A 22,619-nucleotide genomic window follows, 5' to 3' on the forward strand; every position below is an offset into this window, starting at 1 on the left:
ATTTTGTCTCGGTTCAGTGGTGGGCTTCGTTTGCCTCACCTCATTTAATATAGCTGACCTCTCTGGGAATGTCAACTACTTTTTCAAAAATTTTTTAGACTTTTTGGTAAATGGGTTGAAAGCTTTACTGGAACAGGGTTTGGTGCTGTTGGGACTACCATTATTTGTGCAGAGGGGAGGAGAAAGGGTTGGATTTTGTGATCTATTTGAGTTTTTGAAGTGGTGAGGTTAATTTGCTGATGTGGTCAAATTTGCCAAAATATATCTGTAAGCTAGGATCAGTGGGCATTCAGGATGGTCTTTTGGGGTTCAGGATGGAAGGTCTGCTGGTTATATATCAAATAAATAGGAAGGATGTATGGATAGCAATAACTGGTTGGAACAGTTAATGATGTTAGGTTTAGGAACTACATCTTTGGTTGCTGATAAGCTTAAACAGGTAGGTGATGAATTGGTGAAGGATGGGAAGTTGAATCCTGAGCAAGCTAAGGTGGTGATGGATGATATTGTGCAGCAGTTGAAGTCGGAGCAGGGTAATTGGGAAGTGCAGATGCAACGGCAGATGCGGAATATGATGCAAGATTTGGGGGTTGCTCGTCAGTCTGAGGTGGATGAACTGCGGGGAAGAATTGATCGTTTGGAGCGTCAGGTGCGGGATTTGGAAAATAAGCTGTGGCGTTAGAGTGCGGATTGTGTTTTAAACTGGTTTCTGTCCTGTTGGTAATCTGTTTACCAAGCTACCTATATAGGGAGGGCTGATTTTGAAAGGAATTTTTTTGAGCGTGGTATTCATGCTGGTGTGTGTTGTGGCTTTGGTATTAGCACAAATGGGTGGTAATCAGGATACTGCTGTTGCTGCTAAGTTAAGTCACAATCCACCAGTTTCCACTGCTGTAATTGAAGAAAAAACTACTCTAGTAGCGAGCAATATTATGTCTGATGCGAATGTCGTAACTACTTCCTCTGGACTACAGTATATTGAATTAGCAAAGGGGGATGGTGAAGCTACTCCTCAAAAGGGACAAACGGTTGTAGTTCACTATACTGGTACTTTGGAAAATGGGAAGAAGTTTGATAGTTCACGCGATCGCGGTCAACCTTTTAGTTTTAAAATTGGTATAGGACAAGTCATTAAAGGTTGGGATGAAGGTCTGAGTACAATGAAGGTGGGCGATCGCCGTCAGTTGATTATCCCTTCTGAGTTGGGTTATGGTGCGCGTGGTGCTGGTGGTGTGATTCCTCCTAATGCTACTTTGATTTTTGATGTGGAATTGTTGGATATTAAATAAAATTTGGTGATGGGTAATGGGTAATGGGTAATGGGTAAACCAATTACCGATTATCAATTACCTGTTATTATTAATAATTGTTTGGTCTAGCTAGGTTTTTGAATTTTGTAAATTGAGGATCAAATAATAGTTTTACTGTTCCTGTTGGTCCGTTACGGTGTTTGGCTATGATGACTTCTGCTATTCCGCGATCTGGTGTGTCTGGTGAGTAATATTCGTCGCGGTAAAGCATGATGACTAAATCTGCATCTTGTTCGATGGAGTTATGAACAATGATGTTATTGGCGACAAAGTTATGTAAATTGGGAACTGTTAAGTCAAATACTTCTTCTTCTCTATCTGGTATGATTGCGACAATTTTATCCCAATCAGTCATGGTTTGTTTACCCGAAATAGATAGATGTCTTGGTAAACATATATGTTGTTTAGGACTTAACTCATCTAGTTTTTTCCAACCATGAATTGTGAGGAATTTGTGATTAGCAGTTGCTCTAATTTTTCTTCCTAGTCGAGTTTTTAAGGTAAATACAGGTTTGATACCTGTAGAAAAAGCGTTACTCACAATAGCTTTTTCTAGCTTCATTGTTTTTTCATTCAATGCCCAAACTGCAAAACCAGATTTACCTACTAATTCTTTAATTGGTACTTGTAATCCAGTATCTGCTAAAGTGATTAAGCTATCACCTGTTAAACAACCAGATTCTCTTAAATCTGACAACATCGGGCGTTTATTAGTCCTTGCTTCTACTCCCCGACTTAACTGTGATAGGGCAATTACTGGTACTGATAATTCCCTTGCTAAACCTTTTAAAGAACGGGTAATTTTTGATAGTTCTTGTACGCGATTATCTCCTGCGCCTTCCATTAATTGTAGATAATCTATTATTATTAATCCTAGTTCTGTGTTCTGTTGTGCTTGGAGTTTTCGCGCTTGACTCCGCATTTGTGTAACTGTAATATTGGGAGTGTCGTCAATAAAAATGGGCATTTCTGAAAGCATACCAATTGCACGACCTAAAGAGTCCCATTGGGTTTGGCTAATACGTCCACTTCGTAAATAACCGCTTTCAATTTGGGCTTCACTGGCTAATAGTCTTTGTACTAGCTGTTCTTTTGACATTTCTAAGCTGAATACTGCGACTGGTAATTTATAACCTGCGGCGATGTTGTGAGCTAGGTTTAAGCAAAATGCTGTTTTTCCCATTGATGGTCTGCCAGCGACGATGATTAAATCAGAACGCTGAAAACCGCTGGTCATGGCATCTAAATCATAAAAACCGCAGGGAATACCAGGTAAAGCAATGCCTTCATGTCTTTTTTCAACGTCTTGGAAGGCGTTAATTAATGTATCTGCTATGTGAACTAAACCTGATTCTGGTTTTTCTTGAGTAATACTAAATACTTTCTGTTCTGCTTGATCTAAAACTATGGGTAATTCTGTTTGTGTCTCGAAACCTAGTTGTACAATTTCGTTACCTGCTTTGATTAATTGCCGTCGCAGGTATTTTTCCATGACTAATTCTGCTAGGGCATCTATGTTAACTGCTGAAACTGTACGATCTACTAGGGTGGCTAATTTATTTCTGCCACCAATGCGGGTTAGTTTATCGTTGTCTGTTAACCAACTGGTGAGGGAAAGTAAGTCTGTGGGTTTACTTTGGGCGTGAAGAGTGAGGGCGGCTTGATAGATTTCTCTATGGGCGTTAATATAAAAGGCTTCGGGAACAAGGCGATCGCGTACTCTTCCTATAGCTTCTGGATCTAGGAGAATACCCCCCAAAATCGCTTCTTCTGCTTCGATGTTTTGGGGTGGGAGACGATCGCTGCCATCACCTTGAAAACTTAGTTCTTCAGCCATAAGCAATTTAGGATTTATCAGCAGGATTTAAATATTAGCTTCAAGCTTAACTTGGTAGTTTGCAGGTAAAAGGCAAAAGGCAAAAGGCAATACTTAATTTTCTTCATTACCCTATAACCTTCTTACCTGTCACCTGTCACCTGTCACCTGTCACCTGTCACCTATCTTAGCTGGCAACAACTTCGATATCAATTTGGGCTGTTACTTCAGAGTGCAGCTTGATTTCGGCTTTGTATGTACCCAGGTGGTTGATATCAGGAATGGTGATACCACGTTTGTCAATTTCTTGACTGGTAGCTGCTTTAATTGCATCTGCTACATCTTGGGTGGTGACAGTACCGAAGATGGCTTCGTTTTCGCCTACTTGCTTGGCAATTGTTAATTTAGCAACTTTTTCTAGGGCTGCTTTTTGCTCTTGTGCTTGTTGTTTAAGTTCTAGTTGACGTTGACGTTCTTGTTCACGACGGCGTTCTACTTGTCTTAAAATACCGGGGGTAACTTGAGTAGCTAGACTCTGGGGAATGAGATAATTACGAGCATAGCCGGGAGCTACATCCACTAAGTCGCCGGATTTTCCCAGCTTGCTCACATCTTTTGTTAATACTAACTGCACTCGTTTGGCCATTGTTTTTCTTTTTTCCTGTAAAATCTCGTTAAATTGGGTGTCAGCAGGATAGGTTACAAAAGTGTAGCTTGACGAGAAGCGACTTTGTTTATATCCCAAAGACTAGATATTTTAACGAATTATGGGGGGCGATCGCAACACTCAATCCCCAAAAACTTTGCCCAATATTTGCTCAATATATTTGAGGACTTACGTAAGATTGGACTAAAAATCTGATTATTTCTGGGGGAGTAATTCATGAATTACCGCTATTTTGCTTCTGTTTTGCATCAGTCCAGATATTTTATAAGTTAGGTAAATTCTCTGTTGCTTTTTGTGTAGATATTTTGCGCTATTGATCGGCAATATTGAGAAAATAAACAATTTTTGAGTTGTGGTGACATAAAAATTACAATCACTATTATAATAGTTGCACTTATTTAACACACATTACCATGAGTTCAAAGATTAAGGATTTACAGGCAAGTTACGCTAAAACTCGCTTGCTGCTTGCGTTGTGGGATTTGGGAGCAAGTCAGCAGAAGGTAGCTAAGGGTAAATTAGGCAAGCGGGTAGTGTCTAAGGGTCAGAAGATGGCGGACTATCAGGGTATTTTAGAGGATTTGGAAGCACAGGGAGCGATCGCTGTCTCTAAAAAAGGTTCTGCTATTAGTTATACTCTCACATCACCAACTGGTTTAGAGGTGTTGGGTGCGGGTTTGCGTAGTAAAGAGTTTAAGTTTGAGGGAACTATTGTTGGTACTTGGGCTGCTAATGCACTGTTGCGGTGGATAAGTGATCTTAATGTTGTGTTAGGTGCGCCGGTTGCGTCTGGTAATGGGGTTAAGGGTGGGGTTATTGGTTCTTATGAGGAGTTTAAGACTGTAGCTTTAGATGTTTATGATAAGTTGAATTACGAATATAACCTGGATGATTTAGTGCCTATTTATCGCATTAGAAGAGAAATAAGTGAACGAGTTAGCCGCGAAAAATTCAATAAATGGCTGGTAGAAATGCAAGCTGATGATATTTTGCAACTGATGACAGGAGAAATACCAGATTTTACCCCTGATAAACGGGAAGATTCAATTTCTATACCTGGGACACAACTACGTTCTTATGCTAAACGCTTGATTTAATCAAATTATTTCTAAACTTTTTCGTTCCTGACACCTAAGAAATTATCATGACAAATACCCCTGTTTCTGCCATAGAAGCTGTTAACGCCGCTATCAATAGTCATAATCCATTTACTAACGCTGGAATTACTCAACAACAGAATATTTGGGGAAAAGGATTTCCCGATGTACCTACTTTAAATAGTCATGCTTCTAATAAAGTTTTTGAAGCGATTGAATTTGTACGCAAAAGTAAATCTAATAAAGATAAAGTAACTTCAATTGTCATCACATCACCGGTGGGAGTTGGTAAAACCCATCTTTTAAGTCGTATTCGTCATGAACTGGAAAAAGTGGGAGGTGCTTTATTTGTTTATTCAAGTGTTAATAACTATACAGACTTAAATTTAGTTAAGTATCAATTCCAGCAAACTTTAGCAGATAGTCTGAGTAAAACTGGTAGCCAACAAGTCATGCAATGGCAAGAAGTAGCCGCAGCTATGGTTAGTGAAGGAGAAGAAAATGCTCCTACTCCAGCAGATTTAGTCAAAAAATTTGACTCTACTTATAAAAGCAGATTGGCTAGAAATAGTAATCTCATCAATGTTCTGCAAAACAAGGTAATGAAAAATAAACCTGGTGCAGATCCTTATATTGTTCGAGCTATTTTATGGACACTCTCACAAATACAAGTTTCCTTTGCAAAGTTATGGTTATCTGGTGAAGAATTAGCTCAATCAAATGCTGATGATTTGGGATTACCTAATGCTACTAAAACTAATCAAGATAGAGAAGCAGAAGCACTCAAGAATATTCAGCAAATTTTAAATTTAGTCAGTTTCTATAATCCAGTTGTCATTTGTTTTGATGAAATAGATGTAGAAAACAATTGTAATGAAGATGGTTTAACCACAGAATTAGTAATTGCTAATCTTGTGAAAATTCTTCATGATACTTTGGAAAATTCCGAACTTGGACAAGGTGTGGTTATTCTCACCGTAATGAAGACAGAAACCTGGAAAGATGTAATAAAACAACAGCAAAAAGCTACATTAGACAGGCTTTCAAAATATACACAAATAAAACCTATAGAATTAAAACCTGTTAATGCTGATTCTATGATTCAATTAGTAACTGTTTGGTTACGAGAATATTATAGTTCAAAAAATCTAATTCCTCCTCATCCACTTTATCCATTTGAAGAAGCTCAACTTAAAGAATACGGTAAATATATGCCAACAGTACGGGAGGCTTTGCGATGGTGTGCAGATAACTTTAAGGTTGAAGAAGAAAAACTTCCTCCTGATCCAGTTGAAAGATTTGAACTGGCATTTAAAAGAGAAAGTGAATTAAAAGCTGAAGAATATATAGAGAATAGTTCTCTTATTGCTGAAGCTCTTTATTTTGGTTTTAACACTTTAATAGGACAGACATTAGAAGAAGTTACTATTTCAGAAGTTGCAAATGATATCAAACCTAGAGCTAAAAACAATAACTTTATCAACTTCAAAATTATTGGTAATGAAAATGGTAAAGAAGTAAAGATTGGTGTAGCTGTTATCCAAGATTCTCAATTTACATTAACGGCGGGATTGAGACGGTTAAATGATTATGAAACTTTTGATTTAACTCGTGGTTGTTTAGTTCGTGCTAAATCAAAAATAGAACAAATGAAGCAAAAATCAGAAGCATATAAGCTACTTGATGAATTAATTGTACAAAAAGGAGGAGAAAATGTAGATTTAATTGAGGAACAAATTCGCCCACTCATAGCAATATTGGCTATTTATCAAAAGCGGCAAAATTACCAGCTAACTGAAGAACAAATTTTTGATATTATCTCTAAGAATAATATCACATTTGATAATTTGTTATTGAGAGAAATTCTAAGTGATCCATCTGGTAATATGCCTAATGTTGATAATGAAGATGATTTAAGTGATTTATTTGGAGATGATGAAGATGTTAACACGCCTGATGTTGATGATGAAAATGAAGATGATTTAAGTGATTTATTAGGTTGATTAATTATGAATAAATCAGTTTCAATTTATAACTCACTATGTGTACCTGCTCCTGATGTTGATGCGTTAATACAAGGGCGAATCATTGCTACTATACCCCACATATTTCTTACTCCAGGTAAAACATTTGCTCTTTATCCTGTAGAAATATCTACAGTAGAAATTGATAAACATTACCGTAAAAATTTCTTACCCATTGCTAAAACTGCATGGAAAAAATTTCATCAACCAGGGATTTTACTACAACCTCAACAACTGAATTTAATTGAAACTGATCAACAATTACAATTACCTTTATCTCAAAATAATGTTTTAATTAAATCATGGGCTAAATGTGAACTTTGTCGAACTCTAGATAAAACAGAACCACTAGATATATTATCTCAATTAACCATCTGGAAACCAGAAAGATTTGAGGAAATATTACAAAACCGTCCGCATTTTTTCCTAGCTTATTTACGAATTTATCATTTAGATAAACCTTTGGAAATTCCAGCTATTCCCAACATTCAAGATAAACTAGGTAAATTCGCACCTTTACCTAATAATATATCTGTATCTGAAGCTAAACCCGTATTAAGTGATCATGTATTTAACCAACGTAGACAACAACTAGAAAACCGCCAACCTCCCCTACATCCTGAACTGGAAGAATTACTGTTTGAGTTATCACAAATGACCAAAAATAATTTATACAATTTGAGACCTGATAATTCCAACTCTTTCGATAATTTCCAATACGGATCAGTGCCTTCTTCATGGACTACAAATAAGGATATTTTAAGGGGTTCAGGCTTATTTATTTCGTTAACCGATCAGTATTTAGATATTCCTATTAATGTTTCGGAGGAAGAATTGAAAATTAAATTCTTAGAGGAGATAAATAATAATCAACAAACATCACGTACAGAAAAAATTATTGGCAATCCGCCTTATAATTATAATTTGATAAAAGTAGACTTTCGTTATACAATTTATAAATTAGTATTAGAAAATGAAATTAAAGAAATTTTAGGATGGAGTAGTGATACATTTACAAATAACAGACTTTATGAGTTTGTCACCAGAGATGTTGATTTGTCATGGATTCAAGATATAGCTAAAGTTGGTAATTCTAGTGATGGTAATGAATTTGAAAGGCTGGTTAGAAAAAGTTTAATTAAATTAGGTTTTTCTTGCTCCAATACAAACCCTAAAGCTAATTTAGATCCTGATAAATTAGGTGGTGCTGGAGGTCTAGATTTTTACTGTGAGTATCCTTATCCAGTTATAGGAGAATGTAAGGCAACTAAAACAGAAAAAGTTGCTGATAGTACAGTAGCACAACTTGTAAAACTAGGATTAAAACATTTACAAGAAGAATATAATAATTGTATCAAAATTATTATAGCTGCTGGTAAATTAACACCAGATACTGAAAAAACTGCACAAGGAAGTAAAATGAACGTTATTCGTCCAGAAACTTTACAAAAATTAGTCACTTTAAAAGCAAAACACCCTGGTTCAATAGATTTATTAAATTTGAAGCAAGACCTAGAAAAAAAACCATTTGGAGAAGAAGCTGATGATAAAATTAACAAATATATAGATAAAGTAGAACAAGAAATAAAATTGCGATCGCACATTATCCAACTCGTCAAAAATTATCTACAAAATGCAGGAATAGAATCTACAGGAGTTGATACTTTACATGGTGCATATTTCGGATCACATCCACCACAACCATTAAAACCTGAAGAAATGCACGAAATATTAATAGAACTTTCATCACCCCTAAACGGTTACTTAGGAAGAGAAAAAGGAAACGACTGGAAAAACGATAAATTCTACTACCTACGCGATTTAGCAATATAAAAATAACTCTTCTTTCTTCTTCTTTTATCTTCACGCTCTTGGTGTCTTAGTGGTTCGTTTCCTCAACCTATGCCAAAGTTAAAACACCTGCTGAAAAATTCACCACCAAAGGTAAAAACTCCAACCACTCTGAACCCAACAAAATCTCCGTCAACTCATCACCAGCATAAACAGGAATTTCATACTCTTGGTTATCAAACATCACCTTACCTAAATATCTTTTAAAATTAATTTCACCCTGAGCAGTTCGCAAAATTTCTTTATCTATATACTCCCATTGGAGACTATCTAAATCTTGCGTATTAATAGCCATAAACCCTGTAAAACCTGTATCGAACAAAGCATCCACAGGTAAATTTAAACTATCATTAGTAATTAATTCAATCTCAAAAAATAACTGCTTCCTCTCACCAAAATACCCTTGTATCATATTCTCCCAACTGCTCCCGATTCATTCAAGCAAAAAACACAGTGATCTGTATTGGTGAACTTTTCCCGTGCTTTTTTATGTGCAACTTCTTTATCTTGATCAATCACATAATCACCACTATTTAGCTCAATGGCAATATACCAACCATAATGATCTTTGATCAACTCAGGACGTAATTTTTCAAAAATAGCTCTATAAAGTTGATGTTCTGCTTCATTCTCAGCTTTACGTCTAGCTAATTCTTCCGGTGAGAAAGTCAATTCTGGAAAAATTCTTCCTCTTCTTCTGGGTGGTTTTGGTGTTAGTTGAGTCATAATGTTAAACTCCGATTTTTAATTATTTTAATTGTATCAAAAATTATCCCAAAGTCAAAACATCTGCTGAAAAATTCACCATTAAAGGTAAAAACTCCAACCACCGCGAACCTAATAAAATCTCTGTTAACTCATCACCAGCATAAACAGGAATTTCATACTCTTGATTATCCAAAATCACCTTACCTAAATAAAGATCAAAAGCTTTTTGTCCTTGCGCTGTTATCAATTCTTGTTCACGCAGAAATTGCCAATTCAAAGCTTCTAAATCTTGTTTATTAATAGCAAGAAAGCCTGTAAAACCAGTATCAAACATAGCATCTACAGGCAGATTGAAACCATCAGTAGTGATTAATTCAATTTCAAAAAATAATTGACCTCCATCACCAAAATAACCCTGTATCATATTCTGCCAACTGCCCCAATTTCATTTAACCTAAACATACAATGTACAGCATGAGGGTGTTTATCCCGTGCTTGTTGACTGGCAACTTCTATGTCTTGATCAATGAAATAATCACCGCTATCTGGTTCTACGGCAATATACCAGTTATAATGTTCTTTCATTAATTCTGGACGGACACGCTCAAAAATTGCCCGACAGCGTTTATGAAATGCTTCTTTTTCTGCTTTACGTTTTGCTAACTCTTCAGAGGATAAAGTCAGTTCTGGAAAAATTCTACCTCTTCTTCTTAGTTGTTTGGGTGTTAGTTGAGTCATGGTTTTAAACTCCTATTTTTAATTATTTTAATTGTAGCAAAAAATCACCCTAAAGTTAAAACACCTGCTGGAAAATTCACCATTAAAGGTAAAAACTCCAACCACCGTGAACCTAATAAAATCTCCGTTAATTGATCTCCAGCATAAACAGGTATTTCATACTCTTGATTATCCAAAATCACCTTACCGGAATAAATATCAAATACTTTTATTCCTTGTGCAGTTCGCATTCTTTGTTCACTAATAAATTGCCAATTCAAAGCATCTAAATCTTGTTTATTAATAGCAATAAAGCCTGTGAAACCCGTATCTAACAAAGCATCAACAGGCAAGTTTAAGCCATCATTTGTAATTAATTCAATCTCAAAAAATAACTGCCCCTCATCACCAAAATAACCCTGTATCATATTCTACCAGTTACCCCAGTTTCATTAATGCGAAATAGAAAATGTATCACATTAGGATGTTGCTCCCGTGCTTTTTTACTAGCAATTTCCATATCCTGATCAATGAAATAATCACCGCTATCTGGTTCTACAGCAATATACCAGTTATAATGTTCTTTCATTAATTCTGGACGGACACGCTCAAAAATTGCCCAACAACGCTGATGAAAGGCTTCTCTTTCTGCTTCACGTTTTGCTAACTCTTCAGGGGATAAAGTCAGTTCTGGAAAAATTCTGCCTCTTCTTCTTGGTGGTTTGGGTGTTAGTTGTGTCATGGTTTTAAACTCTAATTTTCACTATTATTATGGTATCAAAAACTGAGTTTGATGTCAAAATGTTAACTTATGTTTTGATTACAGTTCAAATACAACCAGTTGAAATTTTTACATATTATAATTAAGGCAAGATTAAACAACAGGGAATTTCTACCAAATTTAACTTCAATAAAAGCGAAAATTGGGAGTGAAAATAATGAGACACATACTCAGGAACTTTTGGCAAGAGGATGATTATATAACTTGGTTAGACAAGATTCAAAATAGCCCAGCAATTAATATTTTACAATGGGATAATGTGTAGAATTTTCTAAACTTATCAATTTCTAGAGAAATTCTCATCAAACAAATAACTAAAACTATCAGCCTAAAACAGTTCATAGCGATAGTCAAAAAATATGGCTATAGTTTTACAGAACAAGAATTAGCTTGGGTAATGATTAATCAAGAAATAATTTGGGGCTTTTTAGCCATTGCGGAAAAATATCCAGATTTGAAAGCTAAGTTGCTATCAACAACTACACCACAAAATTTTCTGGAAATTGCCAGACAACACAATTATATATTTCCCATAGAAGCCTTTATCTGGATTTTAATTGATATTAAATCATCCTCCAGAGTCAGAATTTCTATTGCTACGGGTGAAGGTTATATCACACCAGTAATCAGTATGATTCCTACAGGACAATGGATATGGTTAGCGGAAGAATGGGGAATGTTAGCTCCCTTTTCCCATGTGAAAAAACCAGAGATGGGATTTTTTAAAAGTGGTGATATAGATGATGAAGAATATTTTCTTCGTCAATGTTTTTTACCTCATGGTTACTTTAATCAGCGTCTATTAAACTCAAAATCCCCGACTTCTTAAAGAAATCGAGGATTTTAAACACAGAATATTTTAACAGGATGATTTATTGTATTTAACCCCAAGAAACGGTTAATGTTCCTGGTTTACTTAAATCACCTGTTAACACCACACCGCGATTATTAGCATGAAGATGACGCAGAATTTTATAAATTGCTTCAACTTGTTCAGCAGCACCAGCTTTATCAGCTATTTCGGTAATAGAAAGGGCTTTCTTTTCTGTTTGCAATACTTTGATTACTTTTTGTTGTAAATCGAGAATTGCAGCGGCAGCTTTTTTACCAGCTTCTACACCAGGTTGGTGATAAGCGTTAATATTAACTAAGCTGGCATAAAATCCTACAGCCCGTTCATATAATGCAATTAACGCTCCCACTGTGCGAGCATTAACTTGAGGAATTGTCACTGTAATAGAATCGCGGTTATTCTCATACAATGCTTGACGAGTTCCTAATAAGAAACCTGATAAATAATCACCAGATGTGACACCAGGATCAATTTCAGGAGATGCACCTTGACGATCTTCTAAAACTTCAATTAAAGTTGCAAAGAAATTGGGTACACCTTCCCGCAATTGTTGTACATAGGCGTGTTGGTCTGTTGAACCTTTGTTACCATAAACGGCAATACCTTGATATACAGTTTTACCGTCTAAATCTTGTTCTTTACCCAAAGATTCCATTACCAATTGTTGTAAATAACGGCTAAATAATAACAAGCTGTCTTTGTAAGGTAAGACAACCATATCTTTTTCGCCTTTACCGTTACCGGAGAAATACCAAGATAATGCTAATAATGCTGCTGGGTTATTTTTAATATTAGCAACACGGGTGGCATCATCCATTTCTTTTGCACCATCTAACATGGCACGGATATCAATACCCTGTAATGCTGCGGGTAATAATCCTACGGAAGACATTTCTGAAGTACGCCCACCTACCCAGTCATACATGGGGACAGTTGTTAACCAACCCTCAGATTGAGCCACTTTATCTAAGTTACTATCTGTGCTGGTGATGGCAACTGCATATTTAGCAAAGTCTAAATTTTTGGCAGCGTAGGCTTTTTTCACCTCGATCATGCCGTTGCGGGGTTCGGGTGTACCACCAGATTTAGAAATGACTAATACCAGGGTAGTAGCCAGTTTATCGTCGATAGAGGAGAGAACCCGATCAATACCAGCAGGATCGGTATTGTCGATAAAGTGAATGTTGAGGGGAGGAAAATCAGGTGCAAGTGCTTCAGCGACAAACTGGGGACCTAAAGCCGAACCACCAATACCGATAGAAATAATGTCAGTAAAGCGGCTTTCTTTGGGGGGATGAACTGCCCCGGTTTGTACCTGATCTGCAAAAGCTTCGATTTGTTCTAAAGTTTGAACTATTTCTTGTTTTAGTTCTGGAGAGGGTGCTAAGTCTGGGTTACGCAACCAGTAGTGTCCTACCATGCGGTTTTCATCAGGATTGGCGATCGCTCCCTTTTCCAAAGCGGCCATATCCGCAAAAGCCTTATCAAATTTCGACTGCAACGACTCCACGAAAGCGTTATCAAACCGCATCCGGCTGATATCTAGATACAGTCCTAATCCCTCGTGGTAATATAACCATTCTTGGTATCGTTGCCAAAGTGCCTTAGCATCCATCATGAGGGAATTCTCACATATACTTGATCAAACTCCAGTTTAATCTATGGTTTTGGCGATCCCTGCTCTGTCTTATACAGTTTGTAATGAGGAGGCAGGAGGCAGGGGAAGAAAGGGAGGTTAACCCAGTCACCAATCACCAATTTACACATCTGGCATTGGCACAACACGCAAAAACTTGACTATTTCACCTGTAATTTCTATCGTGGTGACTGGGGATTAGGGACTGGGTAAAAATAACTAATGACTAATTATGATTGAATATCTCATTTTTCTGGCTATTTCTACCGCTACTTTTGCTTTGTTCGCACTGGGGCTTAATTTACAGTGGGGTTTTACAGGTTTGATTAATTTTGGTCATATTGCTTTTATGACCTTGGGTGCATATACTACAGTTCTATTAAGTTTGAAAGGTGTACCTCTATTATTTTCGGCGATCGCTGGGGCAATTGTCTCCGCTTTGTTAGGTTTGGTTATTGGTTTTGCAACTCTACGCCTCCGGGAAGATTATCTGGGTATTGTTACCATTGGTACTGGGGAATTAATTCGTTTGGTGGTGAATAACCAAGATTTACCAGTAGGTGATGCTTGGATTTCTGGGGCGTTTGGTGTCCAAAGTTATGCGATTCCTCTATCAACCACACCCAATTTATTTTTCCGATTTTTGATGATTGGTGTACTTTCCTTACTTGCAATTGTTACTTTATTTTCTTTGTGGCGTTGGGTAACAACTGCTCAAAAATCTGTCACTGTTTCCATTAAAAAAGAATTTTCTTCCCGTTTGGTAGTGGGTATAATTTTAGGTTTATTGTCAGTCGCTATTTATGTTGCTGGTGTGGTGGGATTGTATAATTACAACCCTAAAGCGGGTTTAATGTTATTGGCTTTGTTAGTATTAGCTTTTGTTTTTTGGCGCTTAGAATTTTTAGTCAAATCTCCTTGGGGTCGAGTTCTCAAAGCTATCCGTGAAGATGAAGAAGTACCCAAAGCATTAGGTAAAAATGTCTTTTCTTATAAGTTACAATCTTTGATGTTAGGCGGTGCGATCGCTGGTATTGCTGGTGCTTTCTTCGCTTGGCAACTGAGCGCCATTTATCCTGATAATTTTCAACCTCAACTCACTTTTGACGCTTGGATTATGATAATTTTAGGCGGTTCTGGTAATAATATCGGTACAATTTTAGGGGCAGTAATTTATTTCGCTTATGATGCCCTCACACGGGAATTTTTACCAAAAATTGTTCCTTTAGATGTAGAACGTATCGGTGCTTTTAGAATTATGTTTATCGGTCTAATTCTCATGGTACTGATGATTTGGCGACCTCAAGGTATTCTAGGTAAAAAAGAGGAACTTACTCTTGGTAAATAATAGGTTATAGGTAACAGGTGAGAGGTGTTTGTCATGGCTTATAGTGATTTCAAATTACAGGAAGTTGTGAATAAATTCAGTTTAAAAATTATTGAAAAGGTAGATTTATTTGCTAACACACCAGAAAAAGAATGTAGTGTAATTTTAGATACAATACTCAAAACTAATGTTCCTTTAGCATTGGCAATTAACACAGAAAAAGCCCGCTCAGAAATGATTATAGCTCCTGTGCTAATTGAAATAAAAAATCAGTTTACAGAAGAAATTAGTTTATTTTCTGGTGTAGATTTTAATGTAGAACCAGAACAAGGTTTAAATGGAGTTTGTGATTTTATAATTAGCAAATCACCAGAACAACTATTTATTAATGCTCCTGTTGTCACTATCGTGGAAGCCAAAAACGAAAACATTAAACTAGGTTTAGGTCAATGTGTCGCAGAAATGATCGCTGCACAATTATTTAATCACAAGGAAGGTAATTATATAGATACAATTTATGGAGTTGTTACCACAGGTAATATGTGGAAATTTCTAAAATTACAAAATCAGGAAATTTACATTGATCTCAGTGAATATTATATTAAAGACATCAAAATTATCTTAGGTATTTTGATCCAAATAATTCATTGTAATCACTAACAAACAATCACTAATAAATCATCATGGTAAATAATATTGAATCTCCCCAACTTCCCCTATTAGCAGCTACCGGACTTTGTAAAAATTTTGGTGGTATTCAAGCGGTTAAAGATGCTAACATCGAAGTTACTCAAGGTAGTATTACTGGTTTAATTGGTCCTAATGGTGCGGGTAAAACGACTTTATTTAATTTACTGTCCAATTTCATCCACCCAGATAAAGGAAGAGTGATTTTTGATGGTGAACCGATTCACAATTTGCAACCATTTCAAATTGCCCAACAAGGTTTAATTCGCACCTTCCAAGTTCCCAAAACTCTATCACGTTTATCAGTTTTAGAAAATATGCTGTTAGCAGCACAAAAACAAATTGGTGAGAATTTTTGGCAAGTGCAATTTCAACCGCACATTGTCGCTAGAGAAGAAAAACAAAATAAAGAAAGGGCAATGTTTTTGTTAGAATCTGTAGGATTAGAAAAAAAAGCAAATGACTATGCTGGTGGTTTGTCAGGTGGACAGCGTAAACTATTAGAAATGGGACGCGCTTTGATGACAAATCCTAAGTTAATATTATTAGATGAACCAGCAGCAGGAGTGAATCCTAGATTAATAGATGATATTTGCGATCGCATCCTCAAATGGAACAGAGAAAACGGTTTAACTTTTTTAATTATTGAACATAATATGGATGTAATTATGTCTTTGTGTGACAAAGTTTGGGTATTAGCAGAAGGACAAAATTTAGCAGTCGGTACTCCTACGGAAATTCAAAAAAATGCCAAAGTTTTAGAAGCGTATTTAGGACAATAAAATCATCAGCATTCAGTTTTCAGCTTTCAACGCTAAAATACAAAGTGGAAATTTCCTCAATTAATGCTGCTAAATCTTTGTTTTTGCTGTTATAAACTGATAGCTGAATGCTTACATCTATTTTTGCCAAAAGCGAAAATTGAAACTGCCAGAAGCGCGACGATAACGACGGGTAGATATTCTTTTTCTGCCTCTGGTACTTTTCTCGTTGGGTTCTGGGATTTCTGCTTCTTCTAAAATTTCATCTGATAATTGAGTTTGAGTTGCTTCTTTACTTCTCCACCAAGCAATAATCCAACCACCACCTACAGCTGCTATTCCTCCAAATAAAATACTTATTGGTGCGGAATAACCAAGAAACACAAAGCTGAACATGAAAAATAACCAGTATTTCAGTGCTGCATCAATGCCATCATTAGAAGCTACATCTGGTATTTGGGGGTTATTTTCGTTGACGTTTGTAAACCACCCTAAAGCAACACCACCCATAATCCCCACAAATAAACTGAGGATTAATGAAGCTCCTGCAAAACTGGAAATAATAGCTAACAGAAAGCCAAATACCAGTTGAGAAAAAAAGTTTGGCGAAGAAGATAATATTTCGCTGAGGATATTTTTGTTAGATGCCATATTTTCAGAAATTCAAAATTAGGTAATTGGTAATAGGTAATTGGTAATAGGTAATGGGTAATTGGTAATTGGGTATTCTTCCCAGTCACCAGTCACCAGTCCCCAGTCCCCAGTCCCCAGTCCCCAGTCCCCAGTCACCTAGCCTTCACAGATAAATTTTTCAGCAAACCCTAATTAGAAACTTAACATGAAAAAATGAGGATATGCCTCAACATATCCCCATTATCTTGGGATTTGGATATTAAGAAATGTCTTGTAACTCAGCAGTACGCACAGAAAGCACCTGAAGTTGATTTCCTCTTTGTACTTTTACCTGCAACGCTTCACCTAAACGACTATCTTCTACAACTCTTTGCAATTGTTCAGCAGTGGTAATTGTTTGACTGTCAATTTGTAAAATCACATCACCGCGTCGCATACCCGCAGTGGCAGCAGGGGAATTAGGTACAACTCGGATCACTAACACACCATTCACTTCTGGTATTTGAATTGCAGAGTTAGGATCAGTGTTATTTTGTCTTGCTAACTGGGGTGTTAATGTCACCATCTGTACCCCTAAATAGGGATGAGCAACTTTACCGTTTTTTTGTAATTGTGCAGCGATCGCCTTAGCTTTATCTATGGGAATGGCAAACCCGATTCCCATTGCATCTGCACGAATAGCGGTATTAATACCAATTACTTCTCCTTCAGCATTTAACAACGGACCTCCAGAGTTACCAGGGTTAATCGCTGCGTCAGTTTGAATGAAATCTAAACGTTTATCACTAATTCCCACCTGGGCGCTAGAACGTTTTAAAGTGCTGACAATACCCAAAGTGACAGTATTATCAAATCCTAACGGATTACCGACAGCGATCGCCCAATCTCCCACCTGTACACTGCTAGAAGATCCCAAAGGTGCGATCGGTAAATCGCTACCAGCATTAATCTTAACTACTGCTAAATCAGTAACTTCATCAATGCCTTTTACCTTACCTTCATAAGTACGGCCATCTTTCAAGCGTACAGTTACTTTATCAGCTTGATCTACAACATGGGCATTAGTCAAAATTATCCCACTTTTATCCAGAATAAAACCAGAACCTAAACCCCTTAACTGTTCAGTGGGTGACATTTGGGGGAAACCATCACCAAAAAACCTTCGTAAAAACGGATCTTCCAAAATGGGATCAACAGGACGAGTAATAGTTTTTTCGGTATCAATCCTTACCACAGCAGAACCCACACGATTTACCGCCGCAGTGACAAAGCTACTGTTACCAATAGCACCAACAGCAGCAGATGGTTTTTGGGCAACCACTTGATCCGGTGCTGTTTCTGCGTGGGAAGGTAAAACTGACACACAAGAAACCGTTAACACCACTCCTAAAAAAATCGCTAAAACACGGGTACTGAGTTTACGTATAAACTGAGGTAGTTGAAAAATTTGCATAATCACAACCTAATCTAGAAGCCTAATGTTTGCTATCTATTTACAAATCTAGCTACAATTATTTTTATAGCTGGTTTACAAATCTGTGCTGATTGAAGTTTTTACCCAACTTGTGATCTAACAACTTCTGTCATCAAGTTAATGGAACATACACCAACCAAGCTATTATGGACATTTACCCTGACTCAGTACGGTTTTTCCGCCAATCTCAAATCACTCTAGGCTAGGATCTAATTAATACCAAACCCCACAGGACTCATGACAGCATCAAACCGATTAGCTGAAACATCCTTGCCTTCATCACAGCAAGCAGAACACACACACCACCACAACCACGAGCATACAAATCATAATTCAGAAACAGTCAACTCGGTTCATCCTCATGTTCATAGTGAAGAATCTTTACGGCGAATTGTTAACCGACTATCACGAATAGAAGGACACATTCGCGGTATTAAAACAATGGTGCAGCAAAACAGCCCTTGTCCCGATGTATTATTACAAATTGCGGCTGTGAGGGGTGCATTAGATAAAGTAGCGCGGATTGTTTTAGATGAGCATTTAACGGAATGTATTGCTAGAGCTTCAGAAAATGGCAATATTGATGTAGAAATTGAACAACTCAAAGCAGCTTTAGATCGGTTTTTACCATAGAGTTGATTATCTATGGTTTGGTAATTGATAATTGATAATTGATAATGGGACTTACGCACTGTACAAATTTACCATGATGTGCATGAACGAAAATCCGTTGTTTCAGGCTTTTGGCGATTAACTTCCGATCAATAGCGAACTGCTTGCAGCAGCGCTTCGCTATCGCTCAAAAATCATCAAAAAATCACGTTAAAATGCATGAAACCCATACCTCATTTTCCTGATCTCCCAAGGAGTATATTAGGGTAATTTTTTAAAGTTTCTTAGTTACAGATGCTTCTAAAACTGGTTTTTGTTGATTAGTGTTTTCATTGATGGTAGCTTTTTGATTTTGTCCTGCTAAATTTTCCCGTTGGTTAATTAAATAAATACTGATTAAAGTCAGCATAACTCCTAGCCATTGAATGGGGGTGAGAACTTCTGCAAGAAAAAGATGACCAAATATTAAAGCAAAAACTGGTGTGAGAAAGGTAAGAGAACTTAAACTCGTTAGATTTCCACTTGATGCAAAATAAAAGAATAAACCATAGGCGATCGCACTACCAAAGATAGTTGCATAACCCAAATTTAACCAATCGGACAATACCAGATTTTGCCACTGTTGGTTTTCTACAACCGCAGAAATTCCCCACAGAGGCAACCCCCCCAAAATTATATGCCATCCCGTGGCTGTTACCGGATCAGCATATCTACAAACAAAGCGAATTAATACCGTACCTACAGCCATTGATAAAGCTGCTAGTAACATTAACCATTCACCACTGTTAAATAATTGCTGCCAATTATCAGTAGTAATTTTTACCCCTGAATCGAGAAGGTGAAAAATCCATTCTTCTTGTAGGCCAATTAAACTAATACCAGTAACTCCCAATCCTAACCCTAACCATCCCCAAAGGCCAATATGTTCTTGAAATAACCAAAGGGACAATAAAGCTACTGCTAAAGGTTGGGAGTCAATCATTACAGAACCTAAACCCGCACTGGTTCTCACTAAACCTTCTACTAAAAAACCTTGAAACAGGGTAGCATCAACTAAAGCAAAGATGATAATCCATAACCATGCTAACCATCCTTTGGGTTGGGGTCTACCCATGAAAGCAGCAGCGATGAGAATTAATACCCCCGCGGGTAGTAAACGTACTCCTGCCATAAATAATGGTGTGGTATGAGGTATGACTCCTTTCATTGCTACCATTGCTGTACCCCAGAGGAAAAAGGGAGCAATTAATAATAGGGAAGCTAGGGTAGATTTTGATCCTCTCAGTTGCAGTTGCATTAGTTGTATTGGATTTTTGTTAAATTAAGTGTAAATATTACTTTACCTAATTTTACAGAAACATTGGTTTTTCTGTTTATGTAACATTGTTACCGATCTTTTTTCCATTATTACTGTCACCTGTCTCCTCATCTTTTGATCTTCTCTAGCTCCTGACTACTCTGAACAATGGGAATAGTAAAATGAAACTGACTTCCCTGGTTCTTACCTTGGGACTCAGCCCAAATTTTCCCACTCCAACCGTTGACTATTTGCCTACAAATGGCTAAACCCAGTCCCGTACCTCCCGCAGTCCGTCTTAAAGCTCCCTCTTCTTGATAAAAACGATCAAATACTACTTCTAAGCGGTTGGGTTCAATTCCCCTACCAGTATCAGCTACAATCACTTCTACCTCATAATTACTATTTTGATGAGCTTTAATTGTTATTTGTCCTGATGTGGGTGTGAACTTACAAGCATTATCTATAATTTTTGCTAATACTTCCACAAGCCAATCACCATCAGCCCTAACTAAAGGTAAACTTTCGGCAATTTGTGTTTTGATGGTTGGTGGTTTTTCTGCTGTGGAGCGTGTACGTAGGCGACTAAGGGCTAAATCTACACATTCTTGTAAAGTCAAAGATTCGGGATGCCATTCCACACGCCCGCTTTCTAAGTTAGAAAGAGTGAGAAAATCCTGTACCAGTTTCCGCATTCTTTCTGAATCAGAAAGTGCTGTAGTTAGCATTACCTGTTGCAACTCTAAAGGCATATCCGGTTCACTGGCCAGACTTTCTAAACACACTTGAATGGTGGAGAGGGGGGTTCGCAGTTCATGACCGGTGATGGCAATTAAATTACTGCGGGTACGGTCAAGGGCTTCTAATTGTTTGTTGAGTTCTTCTAAATTGGCAAAAGCTTCAGCTTGAATCAAAGCTGCACCTACTTGAGTAGCGATCGCCTTAACTAAATCCAATTCTCCAGCTTGCCATTCATGGGCAGGTAAATGACAAAAATGTAACTCTACCATTCCCAGTAGTCGTCCCTGGGAAAATACAGGTTCTATCAACCACGAATGAATAGTAAACCTTTTAACAATTAAAGAAAGTGCGGTAGAACTAGTAACGCGATAATCAGTAAGAGTATCAGTAATACATATACCTTCACCCAGTTGGGTAATTTCGTGAAATAAAGGATTTTGTGCCAAATTCCAGGTTTGTCCCCGTACTGAGACAACATCAGGACTTAAAAACTCATGTTCAATTATTGCTTGGTCATCAGTAGATTGAGCGCGGTAAATCAGACAACGATCAGCTTCTAGATGTTGACCCAACTCTTGAGCAGCTACTTGCAAAACTGCCTGTGGATCAAGCGATCGCCTAATTGCCATACTAATAGAATTGATCAACTTTTCTTTTCTAGCTTGAGCAGCAATAGAACGATAAGCTTTATGCAGCTTATATTGACTAGCTTGCAAATAAGTTACTAATCGCTGTACAAAAGGGTCAGTATCAATACTAAAAGCGGATTCATTAATTGATTTTGGTTGGGACTTGAGTGGTACTGAACCGATACCAAACCTCTGACGTGCCTGGTTAATTTTGCCCGCTAAATCGGGTCTATAAACTTCTATTCTTTGCAATATCAATTCTGCGGCCTTGAGACTAACTCCTCTGTCAGAAGTCCAAATTCCCTCAAATCTCCGCGCTGTGTCTATATCCAGACTAGAGGTCATTTCTGGTAACTGCTGATTTTTAGCAATTGACCTCACACTTTCTCGACATACTAAACAAGTAGCATAATTATCCGCGATTACAACTAAATGCCATTCTTTACTTAAAGCATCATCCGGTTCAAAAGCTACCTTTTCATAGTCATCCGAACTATTAGCAAACTCTGTTTCTGGTGCAGATAATACGTATATTTGGTCACTTCTCTCGGCAAGGCGTTGATAGCGATGAGCTTCTTGACGATAAAATCGCTCTCGCTGAAAACTGGCAATAATAAGCGGTTGATCCAAGGAAGTCGCCAAAACCTGATCTTCCATTGCATGGGAGAGCGCAGTTAGGGAAGCCTTGAAATACAACTGAGTCCGCAAGTAAGGTAGTGACTGTAGCAAATCACTCAGCACAGAAGTCGAAATGCTCATGAATATCTTTAAACGCCCAATCTAGACCTTTAGAAAGCACCTGTCCAGATATTAACCCAAAAACTACCTTGGTAAGTTTGATGACTGTTGACCATTGACAAAACTCAAAATTTTTTTAAATAAACATTAACTAAACATATTTATGAGTATTTTCTAGTTCTAGTATCTCTCATTGCTGATCAAAGAATAAAACCCTAGAAAATCCTCAGTTTTCAGCCTTGACTTCAGATGTAAAAGGT

24 protein-coding genes are annotated in these 22,619 nt (G+C 37.2%); 11 read left to right on the top strand and 13 right to left on the bottom strand.

The features are described 5' to 3' along the window. The 3 genes from PN497_RS18295 to PN497_RS18305 form a co-directional block, all read left to right on the top strand. On the top strand, positions 1 to 226 hold a 226-nt coding region (locus tag PN497_RS18295), incomplete at its 5' end, for a hypothetical protein (protein ID WP_272110752.1). Positions 227 to 358: 132 nt separating this feature from the next. Further along, complete coding sequence (locus tag PN497_RS18300) at positions 359 to 682, top strand: phasin family protein (protein WP_096571264.1); 324 nt, start codon at positions 359 to 361, stop codon at positions 680 to 682. A gap of 79 nt (positions 683 to 761) precedes the next feature. After that, positions 762 to 1,289, top strand: a complete 528-nt coding sequence (locus PN497_RS18305) for an FKBP-type peptidyl-prolyl cis-trans isomerase (RefSeq protein WP_096571262.1) — start codon at positions 762 to 764, stop codon at positions 1,287 to 1,289. A 70-nt stretch (positions 1,290 to 1,359) separates the two neighbouring features. Here the strand turns inward: PN497_RS18305 and dnaB are convergent, their stop codons facing one another. Further along, complete coding sequence (dnaB, locus tag PN497_RS18310; protein ID WP_096571260.1) at positions 1,360 to 3,147, bottom strand: replicative DNA helicase; 1,788 nt, start codon at positions 3,145 to 3,147, stop codon at positions 1,360 to 1,362. A gap of 166 nt (positions 3,148 to 3,313) precedes the next feature. Next, positions 3,314 to 3,772, bottom strand: a complete 459-nt coding sequence (gene rplI / locus PN497_RS18315; protein ID WP_096571258.1) for a 50S ribosomal protein L9 — start codon at positions 3,770 to 3,772, stop codon at positions 3,314 to 3,316. 434 nt (positions 3,773 to 4,206) lie between these two features. On the opposite strand from rplI, the gene PN497_RS18320 reads away from it, so the two are divergent. The 3 genes from PN497_RS18320 to PN497_RS18330 are packed head-to-tail and all read left to right on the top strand — an operon-like array spanning position 4,207 to position 8,747. Next, on the top strand, positions 4,207 to 4,890 hold the full coding sequence (locus tag PN497_RS18320; RefSeq protein WP_096571256.1) for a hypothetical protein: 684 nt from the start codon (positions 4,207 to 4,209) through the stop codon (positions 4,888 to 4,890). 47 nt (positions 4,891 to 4,937) lie between these two features. Then, positions 4,938 to 6,893, top strand: coding sequence for a P-loop NTPase fold protein (locus tag PN497_RS18325; RefSeq protein WP_096571254.1), 1,956 nt, complete (start codon positions 4,938 to 4,940; stop codon positions 6,891 to 6,893). A 6-nt stretch (positions 6,894 to 6,899) separates the two neighbouring features. Continuing rightward, positions 6,900 to 8,747, top strand: a complete 1,848-nt coding sequence (locus tag PN497_RS18330; RefSeq protein ID WP_272110753.1) for a DUF1802 family protein — start codon at positions 6,900 to 6,902, stop codon at positions 8,745 to 8,747. Positions 8,748 to 8,814: 67 nt separating this feature from the next. On the opposite strand, the gene PN497_RS18335 is transcribed toward PN497_RS18330, so the two are convergent. Genes PN497_RS18335 through PN497_RS18360 form a run of 6 tightly spaced genes read right to left on the bottom strand, consistent with a single transcriptional unit; the run spans position 8,815 to position 10,932 of the window. Then, the gene (locus tag PN497_RS18335; protein WP_096571252.1) at positions 8,815 to 9,177 is read right to left on the bottom strand and encodes an aspartyl protease; all 363 of its coding nucleotides are present in this window, start codon (positions 9,175 to 9,177) and stop codon (positions 8,815 to 8,817) included. Next, positions 9,174 to 9,491, bottom strand: a complete 318-nt coding sequence (locus tag PN497_RS18340; RefSeq protein WP_096571251.1) for a hypothetical protein — start codon at positions 9,489 to 9,491, stop codon at positions 9,174 to 9,176. Before PN497_RS18340 ends, PN497_RS18335 begins: the two co-directional genes overlap by 4 nt. Before the next feature lie 43 nt (positions 9,492 to 9,534). Then, complete coding sequence (locus PN497_RS18345) at positions 9,535 to 9,897, bottom strand: aspartyl protease (RefSeq protein ID WP_096571249.1); 363 nt, start codon at positions 9,895 to 9,897, stop codon at positions 9,535 to 9,537. Then, positions 9,894 to 10,211 carry a hypothetical protein gene (locus tag PN497_RS18350; RefSeq protein WP_096571248.1) on the bottom strand — a complete coding sequence of 106 codons (318 nt, stop codon included), beginning with the start codon at positions 10,209 to 10,211 and terminating at the stop codon, positions 9,894 to 9,896. Before PN497_RS18350 ends, PN497_RS18345 begins: the two co-directional genes overlap by 4 nt. 44 nt (positions 10,212 to 10,255) lie before the next feature. After that, positions 10,256 to 10,618: an aspartyl protease gene (locus tag PN497_RS18355; RefSeq protein ID WP_096571246.1), complete on the bottom strand. Its 363-nt coding sequence runs from the start codon at positions 10,616 to 10,618 to the stop codon at positions 10,256 to 10,258. Further along, the gene (locus tag PN497_RS18360; RefSeq protein ID WP_096571244.1) at positions 10,615 to 10,932 is read right to left on the bottom strand and encodes a hypothetical protein; all 318 of its coding nucleotides are present in this window, start codon (positions 10,930 to 10,932) and stop codon (positions 10,615 to 10,617) included. Before PN497_RS18360 ends, PN497_RS18355 begins: the two co-directional genes overlap by 4 nt. Positions 10,933 to 11,368: 436 nt before the next feature. On the opposite strand from PN497_RS18360, the gene PN497_RS18365 reads away from it, so the two are divergent. Beyond that, a complete protein-coding gene (locus PN497_RS18365; RefSeq protein ID WP_096571242.1) occupies positions 11,369 to 11,800 on the top strand; it encodes a Nif11-like leader peptide family natural product precursor in 432 nt (143 codons plus the stop codon). A 52-nt stretch (positions 11,801 to 11,852) separates the two neighbouring features. Here PN497_RS18365 and PN497_RS18370 read toward each other — a convergent pair whose 3' ends face one another. Further along, a complete protein-coding gene (locus PN497_RS18370) occupies positions 11,853 to 13,439 on the bottom strand; it encodes a glucose-6-phosphate isomerase (protein WP_096571240.1) in 1,587 nt (528 codons plus the stop codon). Positions 13,440 to 13,692: 253 nt separating this feature from the next. Here PN497_RS18370 and PN497_RS18375 point away from each other — a divergent pair, with 253 nt between their 5' ends. The 3 genes from PN497_RS18375 to PN497_RS18385 are packed head-to-tail and all read left to right on the top strand — an operon-like array spanning position 13,693 to position 16,256. Beyond that, a complete protein-coding gene (locus tag PN497_RS18375; protein WP_096571238.1) occupies positions 13,693 to 14,808 on the top strand; it encodes a branched-chain amino acid ABC transporter permease in 1,116 nt (371 codons plus the stop codon). A 33-nt stretch (positions 14,809 to 14,841) separates the two neighbouring features. Then, positions 14,842 to 15,447, top strand: a complete 606-nt coding sequence (locus PN497_RS18380) for a hypothetical protein (protein ID WP_096571236.1) — start codon at positions 14,842 to 14,844, stop codon at positions 15,445 to 15,447. 23 nt (positions 15,448 to 15,470) lie between these two features. Further along, positions 15,471 to 16,256 carry an ABC transporter ATP-binding protein gene (locus tag PN497_RS18385; protein ID WP_096571234.1) on the top strand — a complete coding sequence of 262 codons (786 nt, stop codon included), beginning with the start codon at positions 15,471 to 15,473 and terminating at the stop codon, positions 16,254 to 16,256. 117 nt (positions 16,257 to 16,373) lie between these two features. Here the strand turns inward: PN497_RS18385 and PN497_RS18390 are convergent, their stop codons facing one another. Together PN497_RS18390 and PN497_RS18395 are read right to left on the bottom strand one after the other, a co-directional pair. Beyond that, on the bottom strand, positions 16,374 to 16,886 hold the full coding sequence (locus PN497_RS18390; protein ID WP_096571232.1) for a hypothetical protein: 513 nt from the start codon (positions 16,884 to 16,886) through the stop codon (positions 16,374 to 16,376). A gap of 241 nt (positions 16,887 to 17,127) precedes the next feature. After that, positions 17,128 to 18,321, bottom strand: a complete 1,194-nt coding sequence (locus tag PN497_RS18395; protein ID WP_096571230.1) for an HhoA/HhoB/HtrA family serine endopeptidase — start codon at positions 18,319 to 18,321, stop codon at positions 17,128 to 17,130. 258 nt (positions 18,322 to 18,579) lie between these two features. Here PN497_RS18395 and PN497_RS18400 point away from each other — a divergent pair, with 258 nt between their 5' ends. Further along, on the top strand, positions 18,580 to 18,975 hold the full coding sequence (locus PN497_RS18400) for a metal-sensing transcriptional repressor (RefSeq protein WP_096571228.1): 396 nt from the start codon (positions 18,580 to 18,582) through the stop codon (positions 18,973 to 18,975). Between the two features lie 253 nt (positions 18,976 to 19,228). On the opposite strand, the gene PN497_RS18405 is transcribed toward PN497_RS18400, so the two are convergent. Together PN497_RS18405 and PN497_RS18410 are read right to left on the bottom strand one after the other, a co-directional pair. Beyond that, entirely contained in the window at positions 19,229 to 20,251 is a 1,023-nt protein-coding gene (locus PN497_RS18405) for a DMT family transporter (RefSeq protein WP_096571226.1), read from the bottom strand. Between the two features lie 128 nt (positions 20,252 to 20,379). Beyond that, the gene (locus PN497_RS18410) at positions 20,380 to 22,380 is read right to left on the bottom strand and encodes a DICT sensory domain-containing protein (protein ID WP_096571224.1); all 2,001 of its coding nucleotides are present in this window, start codon (positions 22,378 to 22,380) and stop codon (positions 20,380 to 20,382) included. Positions 22,381 to 22,619 lie beyond the last annotated feature (239 nt).

This window comes from Sphaerospermopsis kisseleviana CS-549, from assembly GCF_028329225.1.
Taxonomy (GTDB): Bacteria; Cyanobacteriota; Cyanobacteriia; order Cyanobacteriales; family Nostocaceae; genus Sphaerospermopsis; species Sphaerospermopsis kisseleviana.